19 protein-coding genes are annotated in these 24,054 nt (G+C 71.1%); 18 read left to right on the forward strand and 1 reads right to left on the reverse strand.

Translation table 11 applies throughout. The annotated features are described in order from the left end of the window. Positions 1 to 116 precede the first annotated feature (116 nt). The 14 genes from ACFWNV_RS19310 (at position 117) to ACFWNV_RS19375 (ending at position 16,699) form a co-directional block, all read left to right on the forward strand. Complete coding sequence (locus ACFWNV_RS19310) at positions 117 to 2,129, forward strand: peptidoglycan D,D-transpeptidase FtsI family protein (protein ID WP_383948149.1); 2,013 nt, start codon at positions 117 to 119, stop codon at positions 2,127 to 2,129. A gap of 45 nt (positions 2,130 to 2,174) precedes the next feature. Next, positions 2,175 to 3,875, forward strand: a complete 1,701-nt coding sequence (locus tag ACFWNV_RS19315) for a UDP-N-acetylmuramoyl-L-alanyl-D-glutamate--2,6-diaminopimelate ligase (protein ID WP_383948152.1) — start codon at positions 2,175 to 2,177, stop codon at positions 3,873 to 3,875. Further along, the gene (gene murF / locus ACFWNV_RS19320; protein WP_383948155.1) at positions 3,872 to 5,290 is read left to right on the forward strand and encodes a UDP-N-acetylmuramoyl-tripeptide--D-alanyl-D-alanine ligase; all 1,419 of its coding nucleotides are present in this window, start codon (positions 3,872 to 3,874) and stop codon (positions 5,288 to 5,290) included. Before ACFWNV_RS19315 ends, murF begins: the two co-directional genes overlap by 4 nt. Further along, on the forward strand, positions 5,287 to 6,357 hold the full coding sequence (gene mraY / locus ACFWNV_RS19325) for a phospho-N-acetylmuramoyl-pentapeptide-transferase (protein ID WP_250743750.1): 1,071 nt from the start codon (positions 5,287 to 5,289) through the stop codon (positions 6,355 to 6,357). Before murF ends, mraY begins: the two co-directional genes overlap by 4 nt. Then, entirely contained in the window at positions 6,339 to 7,766 is a 1,428-nt protein-coding gene (gene murD, locus ACFWNV_RS19330) for a UDP-N-acetylmuramoyl-L-alanine--D-glutamate ligase (protein ID WP_383948158.1), read from the forward strand. The genes mraY and murD overlap by 19 nt, the downstream gene beginning before the upstream one ends. A gap of 77 nt (positions 7,767 to 7,843) precedes the next feature. Continuing rightward, positions 7,844 to 9,268, forward strand: a complete 1,425-nt coding sequence (gene ftsW, locus ACFWNV_RS19335) for a putative lipid II flippase FtsW (RefSeq protein ID WP_383948161.1) — start codon at positions 7,844 to 7,846, stop codon at positions 9,266 to 9,268. 6 nt (positions 9,269 to 9,274) lie between these two features. Further along, entirely contained in the window at positions 9,275 to 10,369 is a 1,095-nt protein-coding gene (gene murG / locus ACFWNV_RS19340; protein WP_383948164.1) for an undecaprenyldiphospho-muramoylpentapeptide beta-N-acetylglucosaminyltransferase, read from the forward strand. 31 nt (positions 10,370 to 10,400) lie between these two features. Beyond that, positions 10,401 to 11,276 (forward strand): cell division protein FtsQ/DivIB, encoded by an 876-nt coding sequence (locus tag ACFWNV_RS19345; RefSeq protein WP_383948167.1) that lies wholly within the window; start codon positions 10,401 to 10,403, stop codon positions 11,274 to 11,276. A 280-nt stretch (positions 11,277 to 11,556) separates the two neighbouring features. Continuing rightward, positions 11,557 to 12,756 (forward strand): cell division protein FtsZ, encoded by a 1,200-nt coding sequence (gene ftsZ, locus ACFWNV_RS19350; RefSeq protein WP_383948169.1) that lies wholly within the window; start codon positions 11,557 to 11,559, stop codon positions 12,754 to 12,756. Next, complete coding sequence (pgeF, locus tag ACFWNV_RS19355; RefSeq protein WP_383948172.1) at positions 12,753 to 13,484, forward strand: peptidoglycan editing factor PgeF; 732 nt, start codon at positions 12,753 to 12,755, stop codon at positions 13,482 to 13,484. Before ftsZ ends, pgeF begins: the two co-directional genes overlap by 4 nt. Before the next feature lie 3 nt (positions 13,485 to 13,487). Beyond that, positions 13,488 to 14,207, forward strand: a complete 720-nt coding sequence (locus tag ACFWNV_RS19360; RefSeq protein ID WP_383948175.1) for a YggS family pyridoxal phosphate-dependent enzyme — start codon at positions 13,488 to 13,490, stop codon at positions 14,205 to 14,207. 151 nt (positions 14,208 to 14,358) lie between these two features. After that, complete coding sequence (locus ACFWNV_RS19365) at positions 14,359 to 14,979, forward strand: cell division protein SepF (protein WP_383948178.1); 621 nt, start codon at positions 14,359 to 14,361, stop codon at positions 14,977 to 14,979. A gap of 60 nt (positions 14,980 to 15,039) precedes the next feature. Continuing rightward, the gene (locus ACFWNV_RS19370) at positions 15,040 to 15,336 is read left to right on the forward strand and encodes a YggT family protein (RefSeq protein ID WP_112450285.1); all 297 of its coding nucleotides are present in this window, start codon (positions 15,040 to 15,042) and stop codon (positions 15,334 to 15,336) included. A gap of 82 nt (positions 15,337 to 15,418) precedes the next feature. Then, a complete protein-coding gene (locus ACFWNV_RS19375) occupies positions 15,419 to 16,699 on the forward strand; it encodes a DivIVA domain-containing protein (RefSeq protein ID WP_383948181.1) in 1,281 nt (426 codons plus the stop codon). A 266-nt stretch (positions 16,700 to 16,965) separates the two neighbouring features. Here the strand turns inward: ACFWNV_RS19375 and ileS are convergent, their stop codons facing one another. After that, entirely contained in the window at positions 16,966 to 20,112 is a 3,147-nt protein-coding gene (gene ileS, locus ACFWNV_RS19380; protein WP_383948185.1) for an isoleucine--tRNA ligase, read from the reverse strand. 664 nt (positions 20,113 to 20,776) lie between these two features. Here ileS and ACFWNV_RS19385 point away from each other — a divergent pair. The 4 genes from ACFWNV_RS19385 to ACFWNV_RS19400 all read left to right on the forward strand — a co-directional run bounded on the left by ACFWNV_RS19385 (position 20,777) and on the right by ACFWNV_RS19400 (position 23,917). After that, positions 20,777 to 21,592: a TraR/DksA family transcriptional regulator gene (locus ACFWNV_RS19385; protein ID WP_383948187.1), complete on the forward strand. Its 816-nt coding sequence runs from the start codon at positions 20,777 to 20,779 to the stop codon at positions 21,590 to 21,592. Between the two features lie 224 nt (positions 21,593 to 21,816). Beyond that, a complete protein-coding gene (gene lspA / locus ACFWNV_RS19390; protein WP_383948190.1) occupies positions 21,817 to 22,380 on the forward strand; it encodes a signal peptidase II in 564 nt (187 codons plus the stop codon). Positions 22,381 to 22,481: 101 nt separating this feature from the next. Next, the gene (locus ACFWNV_RS19395; protein WP_266909448.1) at positions 22,482 to 23,423 is read left to right on the forward strand and encodes an RluA family pseudouridine synthase; all 942 of its coding nucleotides are present in this window, start codon (positions 22,482 to 22,484) and stop codon (positions 23,421 to 23,423) included. Then, positions 23,420 to 23,917: a GNAT family N-acetyltransferase gene (locus ACFWNV_RS19400; protein WP_383948194.1), complete on the forward strand. Its 498-nt coding sequence runs from the start codon at positions 23,420 to 23,422 to the stop codon at positions 23,915 to 23,917. Before ACFWNV_RS19395 ends, ACFWNV_RS19400 begins: the two co-directional genes overlap by 4 nt. The last annotated feature ends 137 nt before the right edge of the window (positions 23,918 to 24,054 follow it).

The raw sequence follows: 24,054 nt of genomic DNA on the forward strand, positions 1-24,054 counted from the left end.
ATCCAGGCCGACGCCGGCCACATCCAGCCCCTCCGGCGTTTGAGGAGCGGGGTCCGGGGCGGCGCCCCGGAAGCCCCCGCGCAGCCGGGTTCCGTGCGCGTCGTGGGGGCTGCCGCGTGAGCCCGCAGGAGCCGCCGCGGCGGCGGGTGCCCGGGCCCGGGCGGCCCCGGCCCGGCGGGGACCGGGCGCGGGCCTCCGCGGCGCGGCCCGGATCCAGGCCGGCCACCCGGCGCCCCGCCCCCGCGAGGCAACCGCACACGATCCGGCTCGGCGCCCCCAAGCCCCGGCTGCGGCTGGTCAGCGTCGGGCTGACGATGGTGATGCTGGTGTTCGTCGTACGGCTGCTCCAGGTGCAGGCCGTCGACGCGTCGGCGTACTCCGCCAAGGCCTCCGAGAACCGCTTCGCCAGCTACACCCTGGCCGCCGAGCGCGGGGAGATCACCGACCGCAAGGGTGTGGCGCTCGCCACCAGCGTGGACGCGTACGACATCACCGCGGACCCGCACATGTTCACCGTGCAGGAGAGCAAGGCCCCCGACGCCCCCGAGCAGGCGGCAGCCCTCCTCGCGCCGATCCTCGGCAAGGACGCCAAGGAGCTCACCGCCCGGCTGAAGACGAAGAACACCCGCTACGTCGTCCTGGCCCGCCGCCAGACCCCGCAGGTCTGGAACCAGATCAAGGACCTCAAGAAGGTGTTCGCCGAGAAGGCGACCGCCGACAAGAAGAACAACGGTCCCGGCGCCAACGTCCTGGCCGGCGTGTTCAACGAGAACAGCAGCAAGCGCGTGTACCCGAACGGCGACCTCGCCGCCGGGATACTGGGTTACGTCAACGCCGAGGGCAAGGGCGGCGGCGGCCTGGAGTCCTCCCTCGACAAGAAGCTGTCCGGCAAGGACGGCGAGCTCACCTACGCCCAGTCGGGTGGCCGCCGCGTGCCGACCGCCGGTTCCAGCGAGAAGCCCGCCGTGCCCGGCGAGGACATCGAGCTGACCATCGACCGCGACATCCAGTGGGCCGCGCAGAGCGCCATCACCGAGCAGGTCGCCAAGTCGGAGGCCGACCGCGGGTACGTCATCGTCCAGGACACGACCACCGGCGAGGTCCTCGCCATGGCCAACGCCCCCGGCTTCGACCCCAACGACCTCTCCAAGGCCAGCTCCGCCGCCATGGGCAACGCCGCGCTCCAGGACGTGTACGAGCCCGGCTCCACCGCCAAGGTGATGTCGATGGCGGCCGTCCTGGAGGAGAAGAAGGCCAAGCCCGACACGCACGTCGAGGTCCCCAACCGGCTGCACCGCGGCGACCGGCTCTTCAAGGACGACATCGACCACCCGACCTGGTACCTGACCCTCAACGGGGTCCTCGCCAAGTCCTCCAACATCGGCACCATCCTGGCCACCGGTCAGCTCGGCCCGACGCAGCCCGAGTCCAACAAGGTCCTGTACTCGTACCTGGACAAGTTCGGCATCGGCCGGCCCACCGGGCTGAACTACCCCGGCGAGTCCCGGGGCATCCTCGCCAAGCCCGGGGACTGGTCCACTTCACAGCAGTACACGATCCCGTTCGGCCAGGGCCTGTCCCTCAACGCCATGCAGGCGGCCTCCGTGTACTCGACCATCGCCAACGGCGGGGTCCGCATCGCCCCGACCCTGGTCCGCGGCACCAAGGGCCCCGACGGCCGCTTCACCCCGGCCCCGGCGCCCGCGAAGACCCAGGTGGTCAGCAAGGAGACCGCCAAGACCCTCGCGGAAATGCTGGAGTCGGTGGTCGACGACCAGGAGGGCACCGGCACCAAGGCGCGGATCCCCGGCTACCGGGTCGGCGGCAAGACGGGCACCTCCAACCGGGTGGATCCGGCCACCGGCCGCTACAAGGGCTACACCGCTTCGTTCGCGGGCTTCGCACCCGCGGACAATCCCCGCATCACCGTCTACTGCGCCATCCAGAACCCCACCAAGGGCAGTTACTTCGGTGGCCAGATCTGCGGGCCCATCTACAAGAAGGTCATGGAGTTCGCCCTCAAAACCCTCCAGATCGCTCCCACCGGAACCGCCCCCGCCGGACTCCCGGTCACCTACGAACCCGGCGCGCAGCCCGGCCCCCAGCCGAGCCCGCAGCCGGGTCAGTGACCGCCGACCGGCCGGCCCGCCCCAGAAAAGCGTGAGGCACCATCAGTGACAACGATCACCCCCGAATCCGGGAACCACGGGCCCGAGGCCCCCGAGGCCGGGCCCTCGCTTCGCGAGCGGCCCGCCGGGCCCGGTACGCTCACCGCCGTGCCCCACGCTGATCAGCCCAGAACCACCCAGAACGACGCACCGGCAGCGCCGCCGGGAGCGCCACGCCCCCTGTCCGTCCGCCCGACACCGCTCGGCGAGCTGGCGGAGCTGCTGGGAGTGGAAACCCCCGGCGCGCTGACGCGGATCACCGGCATCACGCACGATTCCCGTGCCGTGCGTCCCGGAGACCTGTACGCGGCCCTGCCCGGCGCCAAGCTGCACGGCGCGGACTTCGCCGCGCAGGCGGCCGCCCTCGGCGCCGCCGCCGTGCTGACCGATCCGGCCGGAGCGGAGCGCGCCGCGGCCACCGGACTCCCGGTCCTCGCCGTCGCCGACCCGCGCGGCCGGATGGGAGAACTGGCCGCCGCGGTCTACGGACGGCCCGGCGGGGACCTGCTCCAGATCGGCATCACCGGCACCTCCGGCAAGACCACCACGGCGTACCTCGTCGAGGGCGGCCTGCGCGGCGCCGGACGCAAGACGGGACTCATCGGCACCGTCGAGATGCGCGTCGGCGACGAGCGCATCAAGTCCGAGCGCACCACCCCCGAGGCCACCGACCTCCAGGCGCTGTTCGCGGTCATGCGCGAACGCGGCGTCGAGGCCGTCGCCATGGAGGTCTCCAGCCACGCCCTGGTGCTCGGCCGGGTCGACGGCTGCGTCTTCGACGTGGCCGTCTTCAACAACCTGAGCCCGGAGCACATGGAGTTCCACTCCGACATGGAGGACTACTTCCAGGCCAAGGCGCAGCTCTTCACCGAGCGCCGCGCCCGCCTCGGCGTGGTCAACGTCGACGACGAGTACGGCCGCCGGCTGGCCAAGGAGTCGCCGATCCCGGTCGTCACGTTCTCCGCCACGGGTGACCCGGCGGCCGACTGGCGGGCCGAGGACGTGGTCTCGCGCCACATGGACTCGACCCTGACCCTGGTGGGTCCGGCGGGCGAGCGGGTCACGGCCACCGCCCCGCTGCCCGGCCCGTTCAACGTGGCCAACACCGTGGCCGCCGTCGTGACCCTCGCAGCGGCCGGCCTCGACCCGCAGACCGCCGCCGACGGCGTCGCCGCGGTCCCCGGGGTGCCCGGCCGCCTGGAGCGGGTCGACGCGGGACAGCCGTACCTGGCCGTCGTGGACTACGCGCACAAGACGGACGCCGTCGAATCGGTCCTGCGGGCCCTGCGCGAGGTCACCACCGGCAAACTGCACGTGGTCATCGGCTGCGGCGGCGACCGCGACACCACCAAGCGGGCCCCGATGGGCGCCGCGGCCGCCCGGTTCGCCGACACCGCCGTACTGACCTCCGACAACCCGCGCTCCGAGGACCCCCTCGGGATCCTCGCCGCGATGTTCCGCGGCGCCGTGTCCGTGCCGCCCGCCGAGCGGGGCACCGTCCTCGTCGACGCCGACCGGGCGGCGGCCATCGCCACCGCCGTCGCGCGCGCCGAGGCCGGGGACACCGTGCTGGTGGCCGGCAAGGGCCACGAGCAGGGCCAGGACACCGCGGGCGTCGTACGCCCCTTCGACGACCGGGCGGTCCTGCGCGCGGCCATCGAGACCCAAGCACGCCAGCGTCCCCGACAGGCCGAGGTGAACCAGTGATCGCCCTTTCCCTCGCCGAGATCGCCGACATCACCGGCGGGCAGCCCCACGACATACCGGATCCGTCCGTCCTGGTCACCGGCCCCGTGGTCTACGACTCCCGCGAGGTGCAGGCCGGCAGCCTGTTCGCCGCCTTCGTCGGGGAGCGGGTGGACGGCCACGACTATGCCGAACGCGCCCTCGCCGCCGGTGCGGTGGGCATCCTCGCCACCCGGCCCGTCGGCGTCCCGGCCATCGTCGTCCCCGACGTGGTGGCCGCCCTCGGCGCGCTCGCCCGGTCCGTCGTCGAACGGCTGGGCACCGATGTCGTGGCCCTCACCGGCTCCGCCGGAAAGACCTCCACCAAGGACCTGATCGCCCAGGTCCTCCAGCACCACGCGCCGACCGTGTGGACCCCGGGGAACCTCAACAACGAGATCGGCCTGCCGATCACGACGCTGCGGGTCACCGAGGACACCCAGCACCTGGTCCTGGAGATGGGCGCCCGCGGCATCGGCCACATCGCCTACCTCGCCGGACTGACGCCCCCGCGCATCGGCCTGGTCCTCAACGTCGGCACCGCGCACATCGGGGAGTTCGGCGGCCGCGAGCAGATCGCGCAGGCCAAGGGCGAACTGGTCGAGGCCCTGCCGTCGGAGGCGGAGGGCGGCATCGCCGTCCTCAACGCCGATGACCTGCTGGTACGTGCCATGGCCGGGCGTACGAAGGCGCGTACGGTGCTGTTCGGCGAGGCCGAGGACGCCGACATCCGGGCCACCGAAGTCCGGATGACGGACAGGGGACAGCCTTCCTTCACATTGCGAACACCGACCGGGTGCAGCGACGTGACCTTGCGGCTGTACGGTGAGCACCACGTGTCGAACGCGCTCGCCGCGGCCGCCGTCGCCCACGTACTGGGCATGTCCGTCGAGGAGATCGCCATCGCGCTCTCCGGGGCGGGCAGCCTGTCCCGGTGGCGGATGGAGGTCACCGAGCGGGCGGACGGCGTGACGATCGTCAACGACGCCTACAACGCAAACCCCGAGTCCATGCGGGCCGCACTGCGCGCACTCGCCGCGATGGGCGGTGCCGCCAAGGCGAACGGGGGCCGCACGTGGGCGGTGCTCGGCCCGATGGCCGAGCTCGGAGACGACGCGCTCGCCGAGCACGACGCGGTCGGACGGCTTGTCGTCCGGCTCAACGTGAGCAAGCTGGTCGCGGTCGGGGGCAGGGAAGCCTCCTGGCTGCAACTGGGCGCATATAACGAGGGTTCGTGGGGTGAGGAGTCGGTGCTCGTGTCCGACGCGCAGGCGGCGGTCGACCTGTTGCGCAGTGAACTGCGCCCGGGTGACGTCGTGCTGGTGAAGGCTTCCAGGTCAGCCGGCCTGGAGCGGGTGGCCCAGGCCCTGCTCGACGGCGAGGTCGCCGGCCGATGAGGCAGATCCTGTTCTCCGGAGTCATCGGACTCTTCCTCACGCTCATCGGCACCCCGCTGCTGATCAAGGGTCTGGCCCGCAAGGGCTACGGCCAGTTCATCCGGGACGACGGGCCGCGCGGTCACGCCGGGAAGAAGGGCACGCCCACCATGGGCGGCATCTCCTTCATCCTGGCCACGCTGATCGCGTACGCCCTCACCAAGGTGATCACCGGAAGCCAGCCGACGTTCTCGGGCCTCCTCGTCCTCCTGCTGATGGCGGGCATGGGCGTGGTGGGCTTCCTCGACGACTACATCAAGATCGTCAAGCAGCGTTCGCTCGGTCTGCGGGCCAAGGCCAAGATGGCCGGCCAGCTGATCGTCGGCATCGCCTTCGCGGTGCTCGCGCTGCAGTTCAAGGACGCGCGCGGACTCGCCCCCGCCTCCACCAAGCTGTCGTTCGTCACGGACTTCGGCTGGTCGATCGGCCCGGTGCTGTTCGTGGTCTGGGCGCTGTTCATGATCCTGGCGATGTCCAACGGCGTGAACCTCACCGACGGCCTCGACGGCCTGGCCACCGGCGCCGCCGTGATGGTCTTCGGTGCCTACACCTTCATCGGCGTCTGGCAGTACCAGGAGTCCTGCGCCAACGCGCAGACCCTGACCAACCCGGCCGCCTGTTTCGAGGTGCGCGACCCACTGGACCTCGCGGTCGTCGCCGCCGCCCTGATGGGCGCCTGCTTCGGCTTCCTGTGGTGGAACACCTCGCCCGCCAAGATCTTCATGGGTGACACCGGATCGCTGGCCCTCGGCGGCGCGCTCGCCGGCCTGGCGATCTGCTCCCGCACGGAGTTCCTGATGGCGCTCCTCGGCGGACTCTTCGTCCTGATCACCATGTCGGTCGTCATCCAGGTCGGCTCCTTCAAGCTGACCGGCAAGCGCGTCTTCCGGATGGCACCGCTGCAGCACCACTTCGAACTCAAGGGATGGTCGGAAGTCCTGGTCGTCGTGCGGTTCTGGATCATCCAGGGCATGTGCGTGATCGTGGGCCTCGGCGTCTTCTACGCGGGATGGGCAGCCGACAAGTGACCGCCTGGCACGGCAAGAACATCACCGTCGCCGGCCTCGGCGTGAGCGGCATCAGCGTCGCCCGCGCCCTGGCCGGCCTCGGCGCGGTCGTCACCGTCGTGGACGGCGGCGACGGCGAGGGCCACCGCGCCCGGGCCGCGGAACTGGAAGCCGCGGGCATCTCCGTACGCCTCGGCGACGCTCAGACCCTGCCCGAGGGCACCGAACTGGTCGTCACCTCACCCGGCTGGAAGCCCGACAGCCCGCTGTTCGCGGCCGCGGCCGACGCGGGCGTGGACGTCGTCGGCGACGTGGAGATCGCCTGGCTGCTGCGCGGGCCGGACGCCGCCCCCTGGCTGGCGATCACCGGTACCAACGGCAAGACCACCACCACCCAGATGCTCGCCTCGATCCTGCGGGCCGCCGGCCTCAGGACCGCCGCCGTCGGCAACATCGGCACCCCGATCATCGACGTGGTGCTCGGCGAGGAGCAGTACGACGTACTCGCCGTCGAGCTCTCCAGCTACCAGCTGCACTGGGCGCCCTCGGTGCGCCCCCACTCCGCGGCCGTCCTGAACCTGGCCCCGGACCACCTCGACTGGCACGGCTCGATGGAGGCGTACGCCGCCGACAAGGGCCGGATCTACGAGGGCAACACGGTCGCCTGCGTCTACAACGCCGCGGACAAGGCCACCGAGGACCTGGTCGTCGGGGCGGACGTGGAAGAGGGCTGCCGGGCCATCGGCTTCACCCTCGGCGCCCCCGGACCCTCCATGTTCGGCGTAGTCGACGGCATCCTCGTCGACCGGGCCTTCGTGGAGAACCGGCAGAAGAACGCCCAGGAACTCGCCGAGGTCGCGGACGTCAACCCGCCCGCCCCGCACAACATCGCCAACGCCCTCGCGGCCGCGGCCCTGGCCCGCGCCTTCGGCGTGGAGCCGCGCGCCGTCCGCGACGGACTGCGCGACTTCCGCCCGGACGCCCACCGGGTCAGCCACGTGGACGAGGTGGGCGGGGTCACGTACGTCGACGACTCCAAGGCCACCAACACCCACGCCGCGGAAGCCTCCCTGGCGGCCTTCGAGCCGGTGGTCTGGATCGCCGGCGGCCTCGCCAAGGGCGCGACCTTCGACGAGCTCGTGCAGAAGGCCGCGAAGCGGCTGCGGGGCGTCGTCCTGCTCGGCGCCGACCGGGCCCTGATCGCCGAGGCGCTGGCGCGACACGCCCCGGAGGTCCCGGTCGTGGACCTCGCACGGACCGACACTGGGGCGATGCTCGCGGCGGTCCGGGAAGCGGCCCGGCTCGCGGAGCCGGGCGACACGGTTCTGCTGGCACCTGCCTGTGCCTCGATGGACATGTTCGCGAACTACAGCAAGCGTGGGGACGCGTTCGCCGACGCGGTGCGCGAACTGGCCGCCGAGCAGGCCTAGGTCCGGCTCGATCCAGGGCAGGTTCCCTCCGGCCGACCGGCTGCTCGCCTCGTACGAGTTGGAGGGGAAGATCACAGATGCCGGCCAAGCAAGTCCTGCCGGGGCGGCGGCCGTCCGCCGAAAAGACCGCCAAGGGAGCCGGGGAAGCCAGGGGCGCCAGACCCGGCGCGTCCAGGACCGGCCGGGGAGTGCTGGGCCGGGCCCGCCCCGCGGCGCGTCCCCGGCGGCCCGCCGGCGGCGGCCCGCTCACCGGGCTGCGGCGCACCCAGCGCCGGCTGCGCCGGGCCTGGGACCGGCCCCTCACGGCGTATTACCTGATCTTCGGCAGCTCGCTGCTCATCACCGTGCTCGGCCTGGTGATGGTCTACTCGGCCTCCATGATCAAGGCGCTCCAGCTCGGCCTGGGCGACGCGTACTTCTTCAAGAAGCAGTTCCTGGCGGCCGCGATCGGCGCCGTACTGCTCCTGACCGCCTCCCGGATGCCCGTCAAACTCCACCGGGCGCTGTCCTACCCCGTGCTCACCGGCACGCTCTTCCTGATGGTCCTGGTCCAGGTTCCCGGGATAGGGGTGTCGATCAACGGCAACCAGAATTGGATCTCCCTTGGCGGTCCGTTCATGCTCCAGCCCAGTGAGTTCGGCAAACTGGCCCTCATCCTGTGGGGAGCCGACCTGCTGGCCCGCAAGGGCGACAAGGACCTGCTGAGCCAGTGGAAACACCTGCTGGTGCCGCTGGTCCCGGTCACCTTCCTGCTGCTCGGGCTCATCATGCTGGGCGGGGACATGGGCACCGCGATGATCCTCGGAGCCATCCTGTTCGGCCTGTTGTGGCTGGCCGGGGCGCCGACGCGGATGTTCGCGGGGGTACTGGCCTTCGTGGGCGTGCTCGTCGCCCTGCTCATCAAGACCAGCCCGCACCGCATGGACCGGCTCCAGTGCATCGGAGTGTCCGAGCTGCCCGAAAACGGGCTGTGCTGGCAGGCCGTGCACGGAATCTACGCCCTCGCATCGGGCGGATGGTTCGGTTCCGGACTGGGTGCCAGTGTGGAAAAATGGGGGCAACTGCCAGAGGCCCACACCGACTTCATCTTCGCCATCACCGGCGAGGAACTGGGGCTGGCGGGGACGCTGTCGGTGCTCGCCCTGTTCGCGGCCCTAGGCTATGCGGGTATCCGCGTGGCCGGACGCACGGAGGACCCCTTCGTACGGTTTGCCGCGGGAGGCGTGACCACCTGGATCACGGCACAGGCCGTGATCAACATCGGTGCGGTACTCGGTCTGCTGCCGATCGCCGGGGTCCCGCTCCCGCTGTTCTCCTACGGCGGGTCGGCCCTGCTGCCGACCATGTTCGCGGTCGGACTGCTCATCGCCTTCGCGCGGGAGGAGCCGGCGGCACGGGCGGCGCTCGCGATGCGGAGGCCCAAGAACGGCCGGCCGCGGACCGGGCAGAGATGGAAGTCGATGAGACGGCGCGTCAAGAAGCGTCCGTCCGGAGAGCGGTGAATTTCGGTGCATGTCGTACTCGCCGGTGGGGGGACCGCCGGCCACATCGAGCCGGCGCTGGCCCTCGCGGACGCCCTGCGCAGGCAGGACCCTTCCGTGGGCATCACCGCCCTCGGCACCGAACGCGGACTCGAAACCCGCCTGGTGCCAGAGCGCGGCTACGAGCTGGGACTGATCCCGGCCGTCCCGTTGCCCCGTAGGCCCACGCCCGAGCTGATCACCGTCCCAGGACGGCTGCGCGGCACCATCAAGGCCGCGGAGGAGATCCTCGTACGGACCAAGGCCGACTGCGTCGTCGGCTTCGGCGGCTACGTGGCCCTGCCCGGCTACCTCGCGGCCAAGCGCCTCGGGGTGCCGATCATCGTCCACGAGGCCAACGCCCGGCCCGGACTGGCCAACAAGATCGGCTCCCGGTACGCGCACGCCGTCGCGGTCTCCACGCCCGACAGCAAGCTGCGGGGCGCCCGCTACATCGGCATCCCGCTGCGCCGCTCCATCTCCACCCTCGACCGGGCGCTGGTCCGCCCGGAGGCGCGCGCCGCCTTCGGCCTGGACCCCAACCTGCCGACGCTGCTGGTCTCCGGCGGCTCGCAGGGCGCCCGGCGCCTCAACGAGGTGATCGAGCAGGTCGCGCCGACCCTCCAGCGCTCCGGGGTCCAGATCCTGCACGCGGTCGGCCCGAAGAACGAACTGCCGCGTGTCGACAACATGCCCGGGATGCCGCCTTATGTGCCGGTACCGTACGTGGACCGGATGGATCTCGCGTACGCCGCCGCCGACATGATGCTGTGCCGCGCGGGCGCGATGACCGTCGCCGAACTCTCCGCCGTCGGGCTGCCCGCCGCCTACGTCCCGCTGCCGATCGGCAACGGCGAACAGCGGCTCAACGCCCAGCCGGTGGTCAAGGCCGGCGGCGGCCTGCTCGTGGACGACGCGGAACTGACGCCCCAGTGGGTGCTCAGCCAGGTCCTCCCGGTGCTCGCCGACCCGCACCGGCTGTACGAGATGTCCCGCGCCGCCGCCGAGTTCGGCCGCCGGGACGCGGACGAGCTGCTCGTCGGCATGGTGTACGAGGCGATCGCAGCCAACAGAGCCCGCTGACGCGGGAAGCACCGACGCAGGAGGCACAGGAGTGGCCGGAGCGAGCACCGCGCAGCGTGGCGGTCCGGGAGCCGCCGGGAAGGGCTCCGGCCCCCTCAAGCGGCTGGGGACCCCGAAGGCCCCCAAGTCGCCCAAGCCGCCCAAGGGATCCGGCCCCGGGGGAACCCGCGGCCCGGGCGCCGGCGGGCGGCTCCCGGGAGGGCTGCGCCGCGGCCCCCTGGTGGTCGCCGGCGTGGTCCTCGCGCTGCTCCTGGCGGCCGGCTGCACCTGGGTGCTCTACGGCTCCTCCTGGCTCCGGGTCGAGAAGGTCACCGCCACCGGTACCGAGGTCCTGACCCGGGACCAGGTACTGGCGGCGGCGGCCGTTCCGGTCGGCGCACCCCTGGTGTCCGTGGACACCGACGAGATCGAAGCCCGGCTCCGCGGCCGCCTGCCCCGTATCGATTCGGTCGATGTGGTGCGGGCCTGGCCGCACGGAATCGGGCTGAAGGTGACGGAACGCAAGCCCGTTCTGCTCATCAAGAAGGGCGCGCAGTTTGTGGAAGTGGACGCATCCGGTGTGCGATTCGACACGGTCGGACAAGCGCCGGCGGGTGTTCCGCTCCTCGAACTGAGTGCCCAGCAGTCTCCGAGCGGCCGCCGGTTCGACGAGGAACGGCTGCTGCGCGAGGCCGTCCAGATCGCCGGCGTCCTCCCGGAATCCGTCCGCAAGGAGACCGCGCAGGTCAAGGTCCGGTCCTACGACTCGGTCGTACTGGAGTTGACCGGCGGCCGGTCGGTGGTCTGGGGGAGCGGTGAACAGGGCGAGGCGAAGGGCCGCGCGCTGGCGGCGCTCCTGAAGGCCTCGCCCAAGGCTGACCGATTCGACGTGAGCGTCCCCACCGCCCCGGCGGTGTCCGGTAGTTGACGTCCGGTCGAACAGCGTCGCACCCTGGTTGGCCACCGATACGGGTGATCACATAGGGTGAAAAGAAAAACGGGAGGTTCGGCGTGTTCGTTGAACACGCGCTACTTGTCGACTTAGTGTCCTGTTCGGAAGAGTCCAAGGAACAGACACACTCATAACCCTAAACTTCAGGGTTAGGGTTCGGGTCGGCGTGTACGAACCGTCCCAATTTCGGCATCAGTCGTCGCACCGCAGGCCCGCGAGGCGAACGACACGTAACTCGAGGCGAGAGGCCTTCGACGTGGCAGCACCGCAGAACTACCTCGCAGTCATCAAGGTCATCGGTGTCGGCGGCGGTGGTGTCAATGCCATCAACCGAATGATCGAGGTCGGTCTCAAGGGCGTCGAGTTCATCGCCATCAACACAGACGCCCAGGCGCTGTTGATGAGCGACGCCGACGTCAAGCTCGACGTCGGCCGGGAACTCACCCGGGGTCTTGGCGCCGGCGCCAACCCCGATGTCGGCCGTAAGGCGGCAGAGGACCACCGCGAGGAGATCGAGGAGGTCCTCAAGGGGGCCGACATGGTCTTCGTCACCGCCGGAGAAGGCGGCGGCACCGGAACGGGCGGCGCACCCGTCGTCGCCAACATCGCGCGCTCGCTGGGCGCCCTGACGATCGGTGTGGTCACCCGGCCGTTCACCTTCGAGGGCCGGCGCCGCGCGAACCAGGCCGAGGACGGCATCGCCCAGCTCCGCGAGCAGGTCGACACCCTCATCGTCATCCCCAACGACCGCCTGCTGTCCATCTCGGACCGCCAGGTCAGCGTCCTGGACGCCTTCAAGTCGGCGGACCAGGTCCTGCTGTCCGGCGTCCAGGGCATCACCGACCTCATCACCACCCCGGGTCTGATCAACCTCGACTTCGCGGACGTCAAGTCCGTGATGTCCGAGGCGGGCTCGGCACTGATGGGCATCGGCTCGGCCCGCGGCGACGACCGCGCGGTGGCCGCCGCCGAGATGGCGATCTCCTCGCCGCTGCTGGAGGCGTCCATCGACGGCGCCCGCGGCGTGCTGCTCTCCATCTCCGGTGGCTCGGACCTCGGTCTCTTCGAGATCAACGAGGCCGCGCAGCTGGTGAGCGAGGCCGCGCACCCCGAGGCGAACATCATCTTCGGAGCCGTCATCGACGACGCGCTCGGCGACGAGGTACGGGTCACCGTCATCGCTGCCGGGTTCGACGGCGGACAGCCTCCGGCCCGCCGCGACAACGTCATCGGCGCGGCCTCCACCAAGCGCGAGGAGCCGGCCCCGGCTCCGGTCCGTGCCGCCGAGCCGGCCCGCCCGGCCTTCGGCGGACTCGGCTCGGTCACCCCGCGCGAGGAGCCGGTCCGCAGCGAGCCGATCCCGGTCGCCGAGGCTCCGGCCCCGCAGGTCCCGACGGCCCGGCCGTACCAGGACAGCCCGGCCGAGGAACTGGACGTCCCGGACTTCTTGAAGTGACCTTGGAGCAGTACAGCGAGAGCGGCGCCCACTTCGCCTTCACCGACCGGTGGGGCGGGGTGAGCGCCGTTCCGTACGAGGAGCTCAATCTCGGCGGCGCGGTCGGAGACGACCCGGCCGCCGTTCGTGCGAACCGGGCCGCCGCGGCGAAGGCGCTGGGCATCGCGCCGGACCGGGTGGTCTGGATGAACCAGGTGCACGGCCGGGACGTGGCGGTGGTCGACGGCCCGTGGGGCTCCGACCGGGAGATCCCTTCGGTGGACGCGGTGGTGACCGCCCGTCGGGGGCTCGCCCTCGCGGTCCTCACCGCCGACTGCACCCCCGTCCTGCTGGCCGACCCGGTCGCCGGCATCGCGGGAGCCGCCCACGCCGGGCGGCCCGGACTGGTCGCCGGAGTCGTGGGCGCCGCCGTAGAGGCGATGGTCGCGCTCGGGGCGGACCCCGCCCGCATGGTGGCCCGTACCGGACCCGCGGTGTGCGGACGCTGCTACGAGGTTCCCGCCGAGATGCGGGCCGCGGTCGCCGAGGTGGTGCCGGCCGCCTACGCCGAGACGAGCTGGGGAACACCGGCCGTCGACGTGGTGGCCGGAGTGCGGGCCCAGCTCGCGGAGGCGGGGGTGGCCGACATCGGCCGGTCCCCGTTCTGCACACTGGAGTCGCGGGACCACTTCTCGTACCGCCGCGACCGGATGACCGGGCGGCTTGCCGGATATGTCTGGTTGGACTGAAGAATGACGGATCGTAAGTCCGAGCTCGCCTCGAACCTCGCGCACGTGGAGGACCGGATCGGAGCCGCCTGCGCGGCCGCCGGGCGCAAGCGGGAAGAGGTGACCCTCATCGTGGTCACCAAGACCTACCCGGCGAGCGACGTACGACTGCTGGCGGACCTGGGGGTCCGTCACGTGGCGGAAAACCGGGACCAGGACGCGGCCCCCAAGGCCGAGGCCTGCGCGGATCTGGGCCTCACCTGGCACTTCGTCGGCCAGTTGCAGACGAACAAAGTCCGTTCCGTGGCGGGATACGCGCACCTCGTGCAGTCCGTCGACCGCCCCAAGCTCGTCACGGCCCTCTCGGCGGCCGCGGAAGGCGCCGGACGGGAACTGGGCTGCCTCGTGCAGATCGCCCTCGACGCCGAGTCGGGCGAGCGGGGGACCCGCGGAGGCGTGGCGCCCGAGCAGCTCGCCGAGCTGGCGGACCTCGTGGCCGCGGCTCCCGGACTGCGCATCGACGGCCTCATGACGGTCGCTCCGCTGGCCGGGCACTACGCGGGACGCGAACAGGCGGCCTTCGAGCGGCTGGTGGAATTGTCATCCCGCCTGCGCGCGGACCATCCGGCTGCCACGATGGTGTCGGCCGGGATGAGCGCAGACCTGGAACAGGCCGTTGCGGCCGGTGCGACACATGTACGCGTCGGCACTGCGGTACTCGGCGCGAGACCCCGGCTCGGGTAACGTCGCGAAGAAAGTCGGACCACAGCAGAAAATATGGTCATTTCCGCTGATGAGCGGACAGGCCACGTGGATCGCGGGCAGTTGGTGACATTCGTGACACGGCGAGACACCTGCGACAGGGCGATCCACCACAGAGCGGAGGACTCAGAGAATGGCCGGCGCGATGCGCAAGATGGCGGTCTACCTCGGCCTCGTGGAGGACGACCGGTACGACAACCCGGGGTACGACCCCGACGACGAGTTCGAACCCGAGCCGGAGCCGGAGCGGTCGCGCGACCGGGACCGCCGACAGCAACCCGTTCCGCATCAAACGCCCGTATCGGACGAACCGGTACGAGTCGCCCAGCCTCCGGCGCCAAGGGAACCCATCCCAATGCCGGTTGAAAACGGACGTCCTGCGCGAATTGCCCCCGTGGCGTCCATCACACCCGAACGCTCGAATCTGGAGAAGAACGCCCCCGTGATCATGCCCAAGGTCGTCTCCGAGCGGGAGCCGTACCGCATCACGACGCTGCACCCCCGGACGTACAACGAGGCCCGTACCATCGGGGAACACTTCCGTGAGGGCACTCCGGTGATCATGAATCTCACGGAGATGGACGACACGGACGCGAAGCGTCTTGTCGACTTCGCCGCCGGTCTCGTCTTCGGTTTGCACGGCAGCATTGAACGCGTGACACAGAAGGTGTTCCTGCTGTCTCCTGCTAACGTCGATGTCACGGCGGAGGACAAGGCCCGCATCGCGGAGGGCGGGTTCTTCAACCAAAGCTAGACCGATCCGTCAGATACGGGACCGGGTACAGGGCGGAAGCAGGGGAGAGGGAAGCGCGGGATGGGCGTAGCACTGCAAGTGGTTTACATCGCGCTGATGTGCTTCCTCATCGTGCTGATCTTCCGACTGGTCATGGACTACGTGTTCCAGTTCGCACGTTCATGGACACCCGGCAAGGCGATGGTGGTCGTTCTGGAGGCCACCTACACTGTCACCGATCCACCGCTCAAGCTCCTTCGGCGGCTCATCCCGCCGTTGCGTCTCGGGGGCGTGGCACTCGACCTGTCCTTCTTCGTTCTGATGATCATCGTTTACATCCTCATCAGTTTCGTGAGCACCGCTGCGAGAAGCGTGTGAACGATGAGCTTCCCCGCAGGCGCGGGGACAGTCCCGATACGGTCCTGCCGACTGCCGACGACTACGTAGAGGTGAAGAAGACATGCCGCTGACTCCCGAGGACGTGCGGAACAAGCAGTTCACGACCGTCCGCCTGCGAGAAGGCTATGACGAGGACGAGGTCGACGCCTTCCTCGACGAGGTCGAGTCCGAACTGACGCGCCTGCTGCGCGAGAACGAGGACCTGCGCGCCAAGCTGGCGGCCGCCACGCGTGCCGCCGCACAGAACCAGCAGCAGCAGGGCATGCGCAAGCCCGAGCCCCAGGACCAGCGCGGCCCCGGCGCCCCCGTGCCCGCGGCCATATCCGGCCCCCCGCAGCAGCAGCCCCCGATGGGTCAGCCGCAGCTCCAGGGTGGTCCGCCCCAGCTTCCGGCCGGCCCCGGTGGGCACGGTCCGCAGGGCCCCGGCCCGATGGGCAACCCCATGCAGCAGCAGCACACCATGGGTGGGCAGCAGCAGATGGGCCAGCAGCAGATGGGCCAGCAGGGCATGGGTCAGCAGGGCATGGGCCAGCAGGGTCCCGGTCCGATGGGCGGCCCGATGCAGGGACAGCAGCAGCAGTCCATGGGTGGCCAGAACCCGCTCGGCCAGCAGATGGGCCAGCAGATGGGCCAGCCGATGGGTCAGCAGATGCAGCCGATGGGCCAGCAGATGCAGCCCATGGGCCAGCAGATGCACCAGCAGCCGCAGCAGCTTCCGCAGCAGGGTCCCGGTGGCGACAGCGCCGCCCGCGTCCTGTCGCTCGCGCAGCAGACCGCCGACCAGGCGATCGCGGAGGCCCGCTCCGAGGCCAACAAGATCGTCGGCGAGGCCCGGTCGCGCGCCGAGGGTCTAGAGCGGGACGCCCGCGCCAAGGCCGACGCGCTGGAGCGGGACGCGCAGGAGAAGCACCGCGTCGCGATGGGCTCCCTGGAGTCCGCCCGCGCCACGCTGGAGCGCAAGGTCGAGGACCTGCGGGGCTTCGAGCGCGAGTACCGCACCCGTCTGAAGTCCTACCTGGAATCGCAGCTGCGCCAGCTGGAGACGCAGGCCGACGACTCGCTGGCTCCGCCGCGGAACCCCGCCGGTCCCGCGCTGCCGCCGTCGCCGACCCCGTCGATGGCCCCGGCCGGTGCGATGCACTCCATGGGTGGTCCGTCGATGGGTGGCCCGTCGCCGATGGGCGGTCCGTCCCCGATGGCCCCCTCCTACGGTGGCGGCCAGCAGCAGATGTCCCCGGCGATGACGCAGCCGATGGCTCCGGTGCGGCCGGCTGGTCCGCAGCCGATGCAGCAGGCGCCGTCTCCCATGCGGGGCTTCCTGATCGACGAGGACGACAACTAAGCGGTAGCCGTCGGCAGACGGTTCGGGCCGGGCCCGGTTCCCCTTCGGGGGCACCGGGCCCGGCCCGTTTTCCGTGCCCCGGCCCGGTGGCGGGATGCCGCTGCGCGGGGCGGAGTTCCCCTACCCGCCCTTCGCCCGTTCCCTGGGGCTCCGCCCCAGACCCCGCTCCTCAAACGCCGGAGGGGCTGGATGTGGCCGGCGTTCGAGGGGGAAACGCGAAGCGGCCCGCACCCCGGGGAGGGGTACGGGCCGCTGCGGCCGGGGGGCTACGCCTTGCGGAGGCGGAAGGTGAGGCCGAGGGGCTCGTCCGTGAAGGGGTCGCCGTACGACGCGTCCGCCCCGCCGGAGGCGTAGTCCGTGGCCAGGACCTCGTCGGCGATGAGCGCGGCGTGGTCCGTCAGGGCCGTCGTCAGCTCCGGGTCCGAGGTGGACCAGCGCAGGGCGATGCGGTCGGCCACGTCCAGGCCGGAGTTCTTCCGGGCCTCCTGGATCAGGCGGATCGCGTCACGGGCCAGGCCCGCGAGCCGCAGCTCCGGAGTGATCTCCAGGTCCAGGGCCACCGTCGCGCCCGAGTCGGAGGCCACCGACCAGCCCTCGCGCGGGGTCTCCGTGATGATGACCTCCTCGGGGGTGAGGGTGACCGGCGAACCGTCCACCTCGACCACGGCGGAGCCGGAGCGCAGGGCCAGGGACAGCGCCGCCGCGTCGGCCGCGGCCACCGCCTTCGCCACGTCCTGCACGCCCTTGCCGAACCGCTTGCCCAGCGCACGGAAGTTCGCCTTGGCCGTGGTGTCGACCAGGGACCCGCCGACCTCCGAGAGGGAGGCCAGCGAGGAGACGTTCAGCTCCTCCGTGATCTGCGAGTGCAGCTCGGGGGAGAGGGTCTCGAAGCCCGATACGGCGACCAGCGCGCGGGAGAGCGGCTGACGGGTCTTCACGCCCGACTCGGCCCGCGTGGCGCGGCCCAGCTCCACGAGGCGGCGTACCAGCAGCATCTGCCGGGACAGCTCCGGGTCGATCGCCGAGGCGTCCGGAACCGGCCACGTGGTCAGGTGCACCGACTCCGGGGCGTCCGGGGTGACCGGGACGACCATGTCCTGCCAGACCCGCTCCGTGATGAAGGGGGTGAGCGGGGCGAGGAGGCGGGTGACCGTCTCCACGACCTCGTGCAGGGTGCGCAGCGCGGCCGCGTCGCCCTGCCAGAAGCGGCGCCGCGAGCGGCGGACGTACCAGTTGGAGAGGTCGTCCACGAAGGAGGAGAGGAGCTTGCCGGCGCGCTGGGTGTCGTACGCCTCCATCGCCTCGGTGACCTCGGTCGTGAGGGTGTGGAGCTCCGAGAGCAGCCAGCGGTCCAGGACGGTGCGGTCCGCGGGCGCCGGGTCGGCGGCCGAGGGGGCCCAGTTCGAGGTGCGGGCGTACAGGGCCTGGAAGGCGACCGTGTTCCAGTACGTGAGGAGCGTCTTGCGGACGACCTCCTGGATGGTGCCGTGGCCCACGCGGCGCGCCGCCCACGGGGAGCCGCCGGCCGCCATGAACCAGCGCACGGCGTCGGCGCCGTGCGTGTCCATCAGCTGGATCGGTTCGAGGGTGTTGCCCAGGTGCTTGGACATCTTGCGGCCGTCCTCGGCGAGGATGTGGCCCAGGCAGACCACGTTCTCGTAGGAGGACTTGTCGAAGACGAGGGTGCCGACCGCCATCAGCGTGTAGAACCACCCGCGCGTCTGGTCGATGGCCTCCGAGATGAACTGCGCCGGGTAGCGCTTCTCGAAGATCTCCTTGTTCTTGTGCGGGTATCCCCACTGCGCGAACGGCATCGAACCCGAGTCGTACCAGGCGTCGATGACCTCCGGCACGCGGACGGCGGTGAGCTCGCAGCCCTCCGCCGTGCAGGGGAAGGTGACCTCGTCGATGTACGGGCGGTGCGGGTCCAGGTTCGACTGGTCCGTGCCCGTCAGGTCGCTCAGCTCGGCGAGCGAGCCTACGCAGGTGAGGTGGTTCTCCTCGCAGCGCCAGATGGGCAGCGGGGTGCCCCAGTAGCGGTTGCGGGACAGCGCCCAGTCGATGTTGTTGTTCAGCCAGTCGCCGAAGCGGCCCTGCTTGACGGAGTCCGGGAACCAGTTGGTCTTCTCGTTCTCCCGCAGCATCGCGTCCTTGACGGCGGTGGTGCGGACGTACCAGGACGGCTGCGCGTAGTAGAGCAGGGCGGTGTGGCAGCGCCAGCAGTGCGGGTAGCTGTGCTCGTAGGCGATGTGCTTGAAGAGCAGGCCGCGCGCGTCCAGGTCGGCGGTCAGCTTCTCGTCGGCCTTCTTGAAGAAGACCCCGCCGACGAGCGGGACCTCCTCCTCGAAGGTGCCGTCGGGGCGGACCGGGTTCACGACGGGCAGGCCGTACGCGCGGCAGACCGCGAGGTCGTCGGCGCCGAAGGCGGGGGACTGGTGGACCAGACCGGTGCCGTCCTCGGTCGTGACGTACTCGGCGTTCACGACGTAGTGGGCGGGGGCGGGGAACTCGATGAGCTCGAAGGGGCGCTGGTACGTCCAGCGCTCCATCTCCTTGCCCGTGAAGGACTCGCCGGTGGCCTCCCAGCCCTCGCCGAGGGACTTCTCCAGCAGCGGCTGGGCGACGACCACCTGCTCCTCGCCGTTGGTGGCGACGACGTAGGTGACGTCGGGGTGCGCGGCCACGGCCGTGTTGGACACCAGGGTCCACGGGGTGGTCGTCCAGACGAGGAGCGCGGCCCGGCCCGCGAGGGGGCCGGAGGTCAGCGGGAAGCGGACGTAGACCGAGGGGTCGACGACCGTCTCGTAGCCCTGGGCCAGCTCGTGGTCCGAGAGGCCGGTGCCGCAGCGGGGACACCAGGGGGCGACGCGGTGGTCCTGGGTGAGCAGGCCCTTGTTGAAGATCTCCTTCAGCGACCACCACACGGACTCGACGTACTCGGGGTCCATGGTGCGGTAGGCGTCGTCCAGGTCGACCCAGTAGCCCATGCGGTTCGTGAGCTCGGTGAAGGCGTCGGTGTGGCGGGTCACGGACTCGCGGCACTTGGCGTTGAACTCGGCGATGCCGTACGCCTCGATGTCCTTCTTGCCGTTGAAGCCCAGTTCCTTCTCGACGGCGAGCTCGACGGGCAGGCCGTGGCAGTCCCAGCCGGCCTTGCGGGCCACGTGGTAGCCGCGCATGGTGCGGAACCGGGGGAAGACGTCCTTGAAGACGCGGGCCTCGATGTGGTGCGCGCCGGGCATGCCGTTCGCGGTGGGCGGGCCCTCGTAGAAGACCCACTCGGGGCGTCCCTCGGACTGCTCCAGGGTCTTGGCGAAGGTCTTGCTCTCGCGCCAGAAGTCGAGGACGGCGTGCTCAAGGGCAGGCAGGTCGACCTGGGCGGGTACCGGGCGGTACTGCGGCGGTGTGGTCATGAGGCTGAACTCTTCCTCCGGCGGGGTGTCACTTCCGTCCGGAGGGACGAGAGCCGAAGTGAAGCTGCTCCCGCGGTACCACCCTCCTTGGCCTGCGGACCTGCGGTCCGTCGGCCCCCTCATTGGGGTGCGAAGCCGGTTCTACTCGCCCTACGGGAATCCCGGTGGGCTTTCTTCCGGCGGCTCCGGGGTGATCCTTCGCATCGCGCTCGCCCCCGGGCTCTCACCGTCCCCGGGTCGCTCCTGGCTGCGTCCGACGCTACTCGTCCCCATCCATGCCTCTCGCTGGGCCCAGTGTACGGGCCGGGGGGCAGGTCGGCAGACCGGTTTACGGGGCGTGGCGCGGGGGTCCGGGCGGGGCGCGGACCGGGGTCCGGGCCGGGGGTCGCAACCGGTCTCCGGACCGGGTCCCGACCGGTCCCGACCGGACCCGGACCGGACCCGGACCGGACCCGGGTCCGAGACCCGATTGACCCGAATGGGCCGATGGGCCGCTCCGGGGTGCGGTGGGGCGGGTGGGGCGGATTACCGGGCTTCCTGCTGGGCACAACGGATGCAGGTTGACCTCGATGGACGCGTGCCCCGTTGCCGCGGGGCCGGAGGCGATTTATCGTTCCGGCACGATTCGCGAGCAATGATCACAGTATGTGAAGGGGCCGCGGCCATGGTGGCGAAGAAGACCGCCGGGAGTACTGCCAAGAAGGCTGTCGGGAAGGCTGCGGAGAAGCCGGCGCAGGAGCCGGTGACGGAGGTGGCGGCCCGCGATCCGGAGGCCGGACCGGTGGAAGGTGCTGCCGCCGGGAAGAAGGCGGCGGCCACGAAGAAGGCGGCCGGGACGAAGGCCGCCGGCGCGAAGAAGGCGGCTGCCGGGACGGCGCCCGCCGAGAGGGCGGCCGCCGTCAAGAAGACGGCCGCGAAGAAGGCCACGGCCAAGGCGGCCGGGGCCGAGGGGGCGGCGCAGGCCGCGCACGAGACGGGAGCCCGGAAAGTGGTTGCCAAGAAGAGCACCGGCACGGCCAGGAAGACGGCCGCCGCCGCGACCAGCGGGCTGCCCAAGGCGCGGGGCACGGCGGGCCTGGCGCCCGGCGAGCTCGCCGTACGGCCCGGCGAGGACCCCTGGACCCCGGCGGAGGTCGCCGACGCGCGGGCCGAGCTGGAGAGCGAGATCCTGCGGCTGCGCGCCGAGCTCCAGGCCTCCGACGAGGCCATTTCCGGGCTGATGAGGGACTCCGGCGACGGCGCGGGCGACGACCAGGCCGACACCGGGACCAAGAACATCACCCGGGAGTCCGAGCTCGCCCTCGCCGCCAACGCCAACTCGATGCTGGAGCAGACCGAGCGCGCGCTGGAACGGCTGGAGGCGGGCACGTACGGCCTCTGCGAGAACTGCGGCCAGCCCATCGGCAAGGCGCGGATGCAGGCCTTCCCGCGGGCCACGCTGTGCGTGGACTGCAAGCAGAAGCAGGAGCGGCGGCACTGAGCGCGGGCTGAGCGGACCCGGGCGCGGGCCGGGCGGGCCCCGCACGGCCCCGGACGGTCCCTGCGGGCTCCTGCGGGGTCCTGCGGGCTCCTGCGGGGTCCGGCCGGGGCGGCGGCCCAAGGGTGCCCTGACGTACTCTCGTGTCTCGTCAGGGTCCGGGAACCTGGCGGGCCGGCCGGCGCGGTGCCGGCCAACAACCTGGTTCTAGCTTTCGAGGGACTGACGTGGCAGAGGCGGAGCGCATCATCGGTACGCCGGAGGTCGGGGAAGACGGCACCCAGCCCGAATCCGTCGCGCCCAAGGGGCGGCGGCGGATCGTCGCGCTGCTGGTCGTGGCGCTTCTCGCCTACCTGATCGACCTGGGCAGCAAGATGCTGGTCGTCGCGAAGCTGGAGCACCAGCCGTCGATCCAGGTGATCGGCGACCTGCTGAAGTTCGACGCGATCCGCAACCCCGGAGCCGCCTTCGGCTTCGGCGAGGCCTTCACGATCATCTTCACCTGCATCGCCGCCACGGTCATCGTGGTGATCGTGCGGCTGGCGCGGAAGCTCTACAGCCTGCCCTGGGCGATCGCGCTGGGCCTGCTGCTGGGCGGGGCGCTGGGCAACCTGACCGACCGGATCTTCCGCTCGCCGGGCGTCTTCCGCGGAGCGGTCGTCGACTTCATCGCGCCCGCCCACTTCGCGGTCTTCAACCTCGCGGACTCGGCGATCGTGTGCGGCGGGATCCTGATCGTCCTGCTGTCCTTCAAGGGCCTGGACCCGGACGGCACCGTCCACAAGGACTGAGCCGGCGAGCGGTCCGGCGAGCGGGTCGGCAAGCGGTCCGGCAAGCCGTCCACGGGCTGATCGCGGGAATGGTCTTCTGCCGAGTCCTGCATACTCGACAGGTGAGTACGATTCCCGAGATCCGCACCCTGCCCGTACCCGATGGCCTCGAGGGCGAGCGCGTCGACGCCGCGATCGCCCGTATGTTCGGATTTTCCCGGACGAAGGCGGCCGAACTTGCGGCCGCGGGAAAGGTGCTGGTCGACGGCAGTGTCGTCGGGAAGTCCGAGCGTGTGCACGGTGGCGCCTGGCTCGAAGTCGAGATGCCCGAACCGCCGCGGAAGGTCGAGCTCGTCGCCGAGCCCGTTCCCGGCATGGAGATCGTCCATGACGACGACGACATCGTCGTCATCATGAAGCCGGTCGGCGTCGCCGCCCACCCCAGCCCCGGCTGGACCGGTACCACCGTCATCGGCGGCCTCGCCGCCGCCGGCTACCGCATCTCCACCTCCGGCGCCTCCGAGCGCCAGGGCATCGTGCACCGCCTCGACGTCGGCACCTCCGGCCTGATGGCCGTCGCGAAGTCGGAGCGCGCGTACACCTCGCTGAAGAACCAGTTCCGCGAGCGGATCGTCGACAAGCGCTACCACGCGCTGGTGCAGGGCCACCCGGACCCGATGAGCGGCACGATCGACGCGCCGATCGGCCGGCACCCCACCGCCGACTACAAGTGGGCCGTGACCCAGGAGGGCAAGCCCTCCGTCACCCACTACGACCTGATCGAGGCCTTCCGCGCCGCCTCGCTGCTGGACATCAAGCTGGAGACCGGCCGCACGCACCAGATCCGCGTGCACATGGCTGCCCACAAGCACCCCTGCGTCGGCGACCTGACCTACGGCGCCGACCCGACCGTCGCGAAGCGCCTCGGGCTCACCCGGCAGTGGCTGCACGCGGTGCGGCTCGGGTTCGAGCACCCGTCGGACGGCCAGTGGGTCGAGTTCGCGAGCACCTACCCGGCCGACCTGCAGAACGCGCTGGACGTGATCCGCAAGGAGAGCGAGTGACCGCGGGCGGCGCTGCGGACGGATGTGCCGGCGGTGGCGTCGTCGTACGGGTCGCCGTCACGGACGAGGACCTGAAGGCCTGCTTCGCCGTGCGGACCGAGGTCTTCGTCGTCGAGCAGTCGGTGCCGGAGTCGATCGAGTACGACGCGTACGACGAGATCGCGGTGCACGTGCTGGCCGAGGGGCCGGACGGGGTGCCGCTGGGCACCGGCCGGCTGCTGCACGGGCCGCGGGCCCTGGGCAAGACGGGATCCCCGGAGGTCGGCTCGCTCGGCCGGCTGGCCGTCAGCAAGGCGGCGCGGGGGCTCGGGGTCGGGGTCGCGCTGGTGCGGGCGATCGAGGCCGAGGCGGGGCGGCTGGGCCTTTCCGCCGTTGACCTCGGGGCGCAGACCCATGCGATGGGGTTCTACGAGCGGCTGGGGTACGAGGCCTACGGGCCGGAGTTCCAGGACGCGGGGATTCCGCACATGTCGATGCGGCGCGCGCTGCCGTAGCCCCGGCCCCGGCCGGGGTGTGGGCGCGGGCAGCCCTGCGGGGCCTTCCCCTACCCGCCCCTCCACCGTTCCCTGGGCTCCGCCCAGACCCGGTCCTCGAACGCCGGACGGGCTGAAAGCTCACCGGCGCGTGGCCC

The organism is Streptomyces sp. NPDC058401 (assembly GCF_042722885.1).
In the GTDB taxonomy this organism is placed as follows: domain Bacteria; phylum Actinomycetota; class Actinomycetes; order Streptomycetales; family Streptomycetaceae; genus Streptomyces.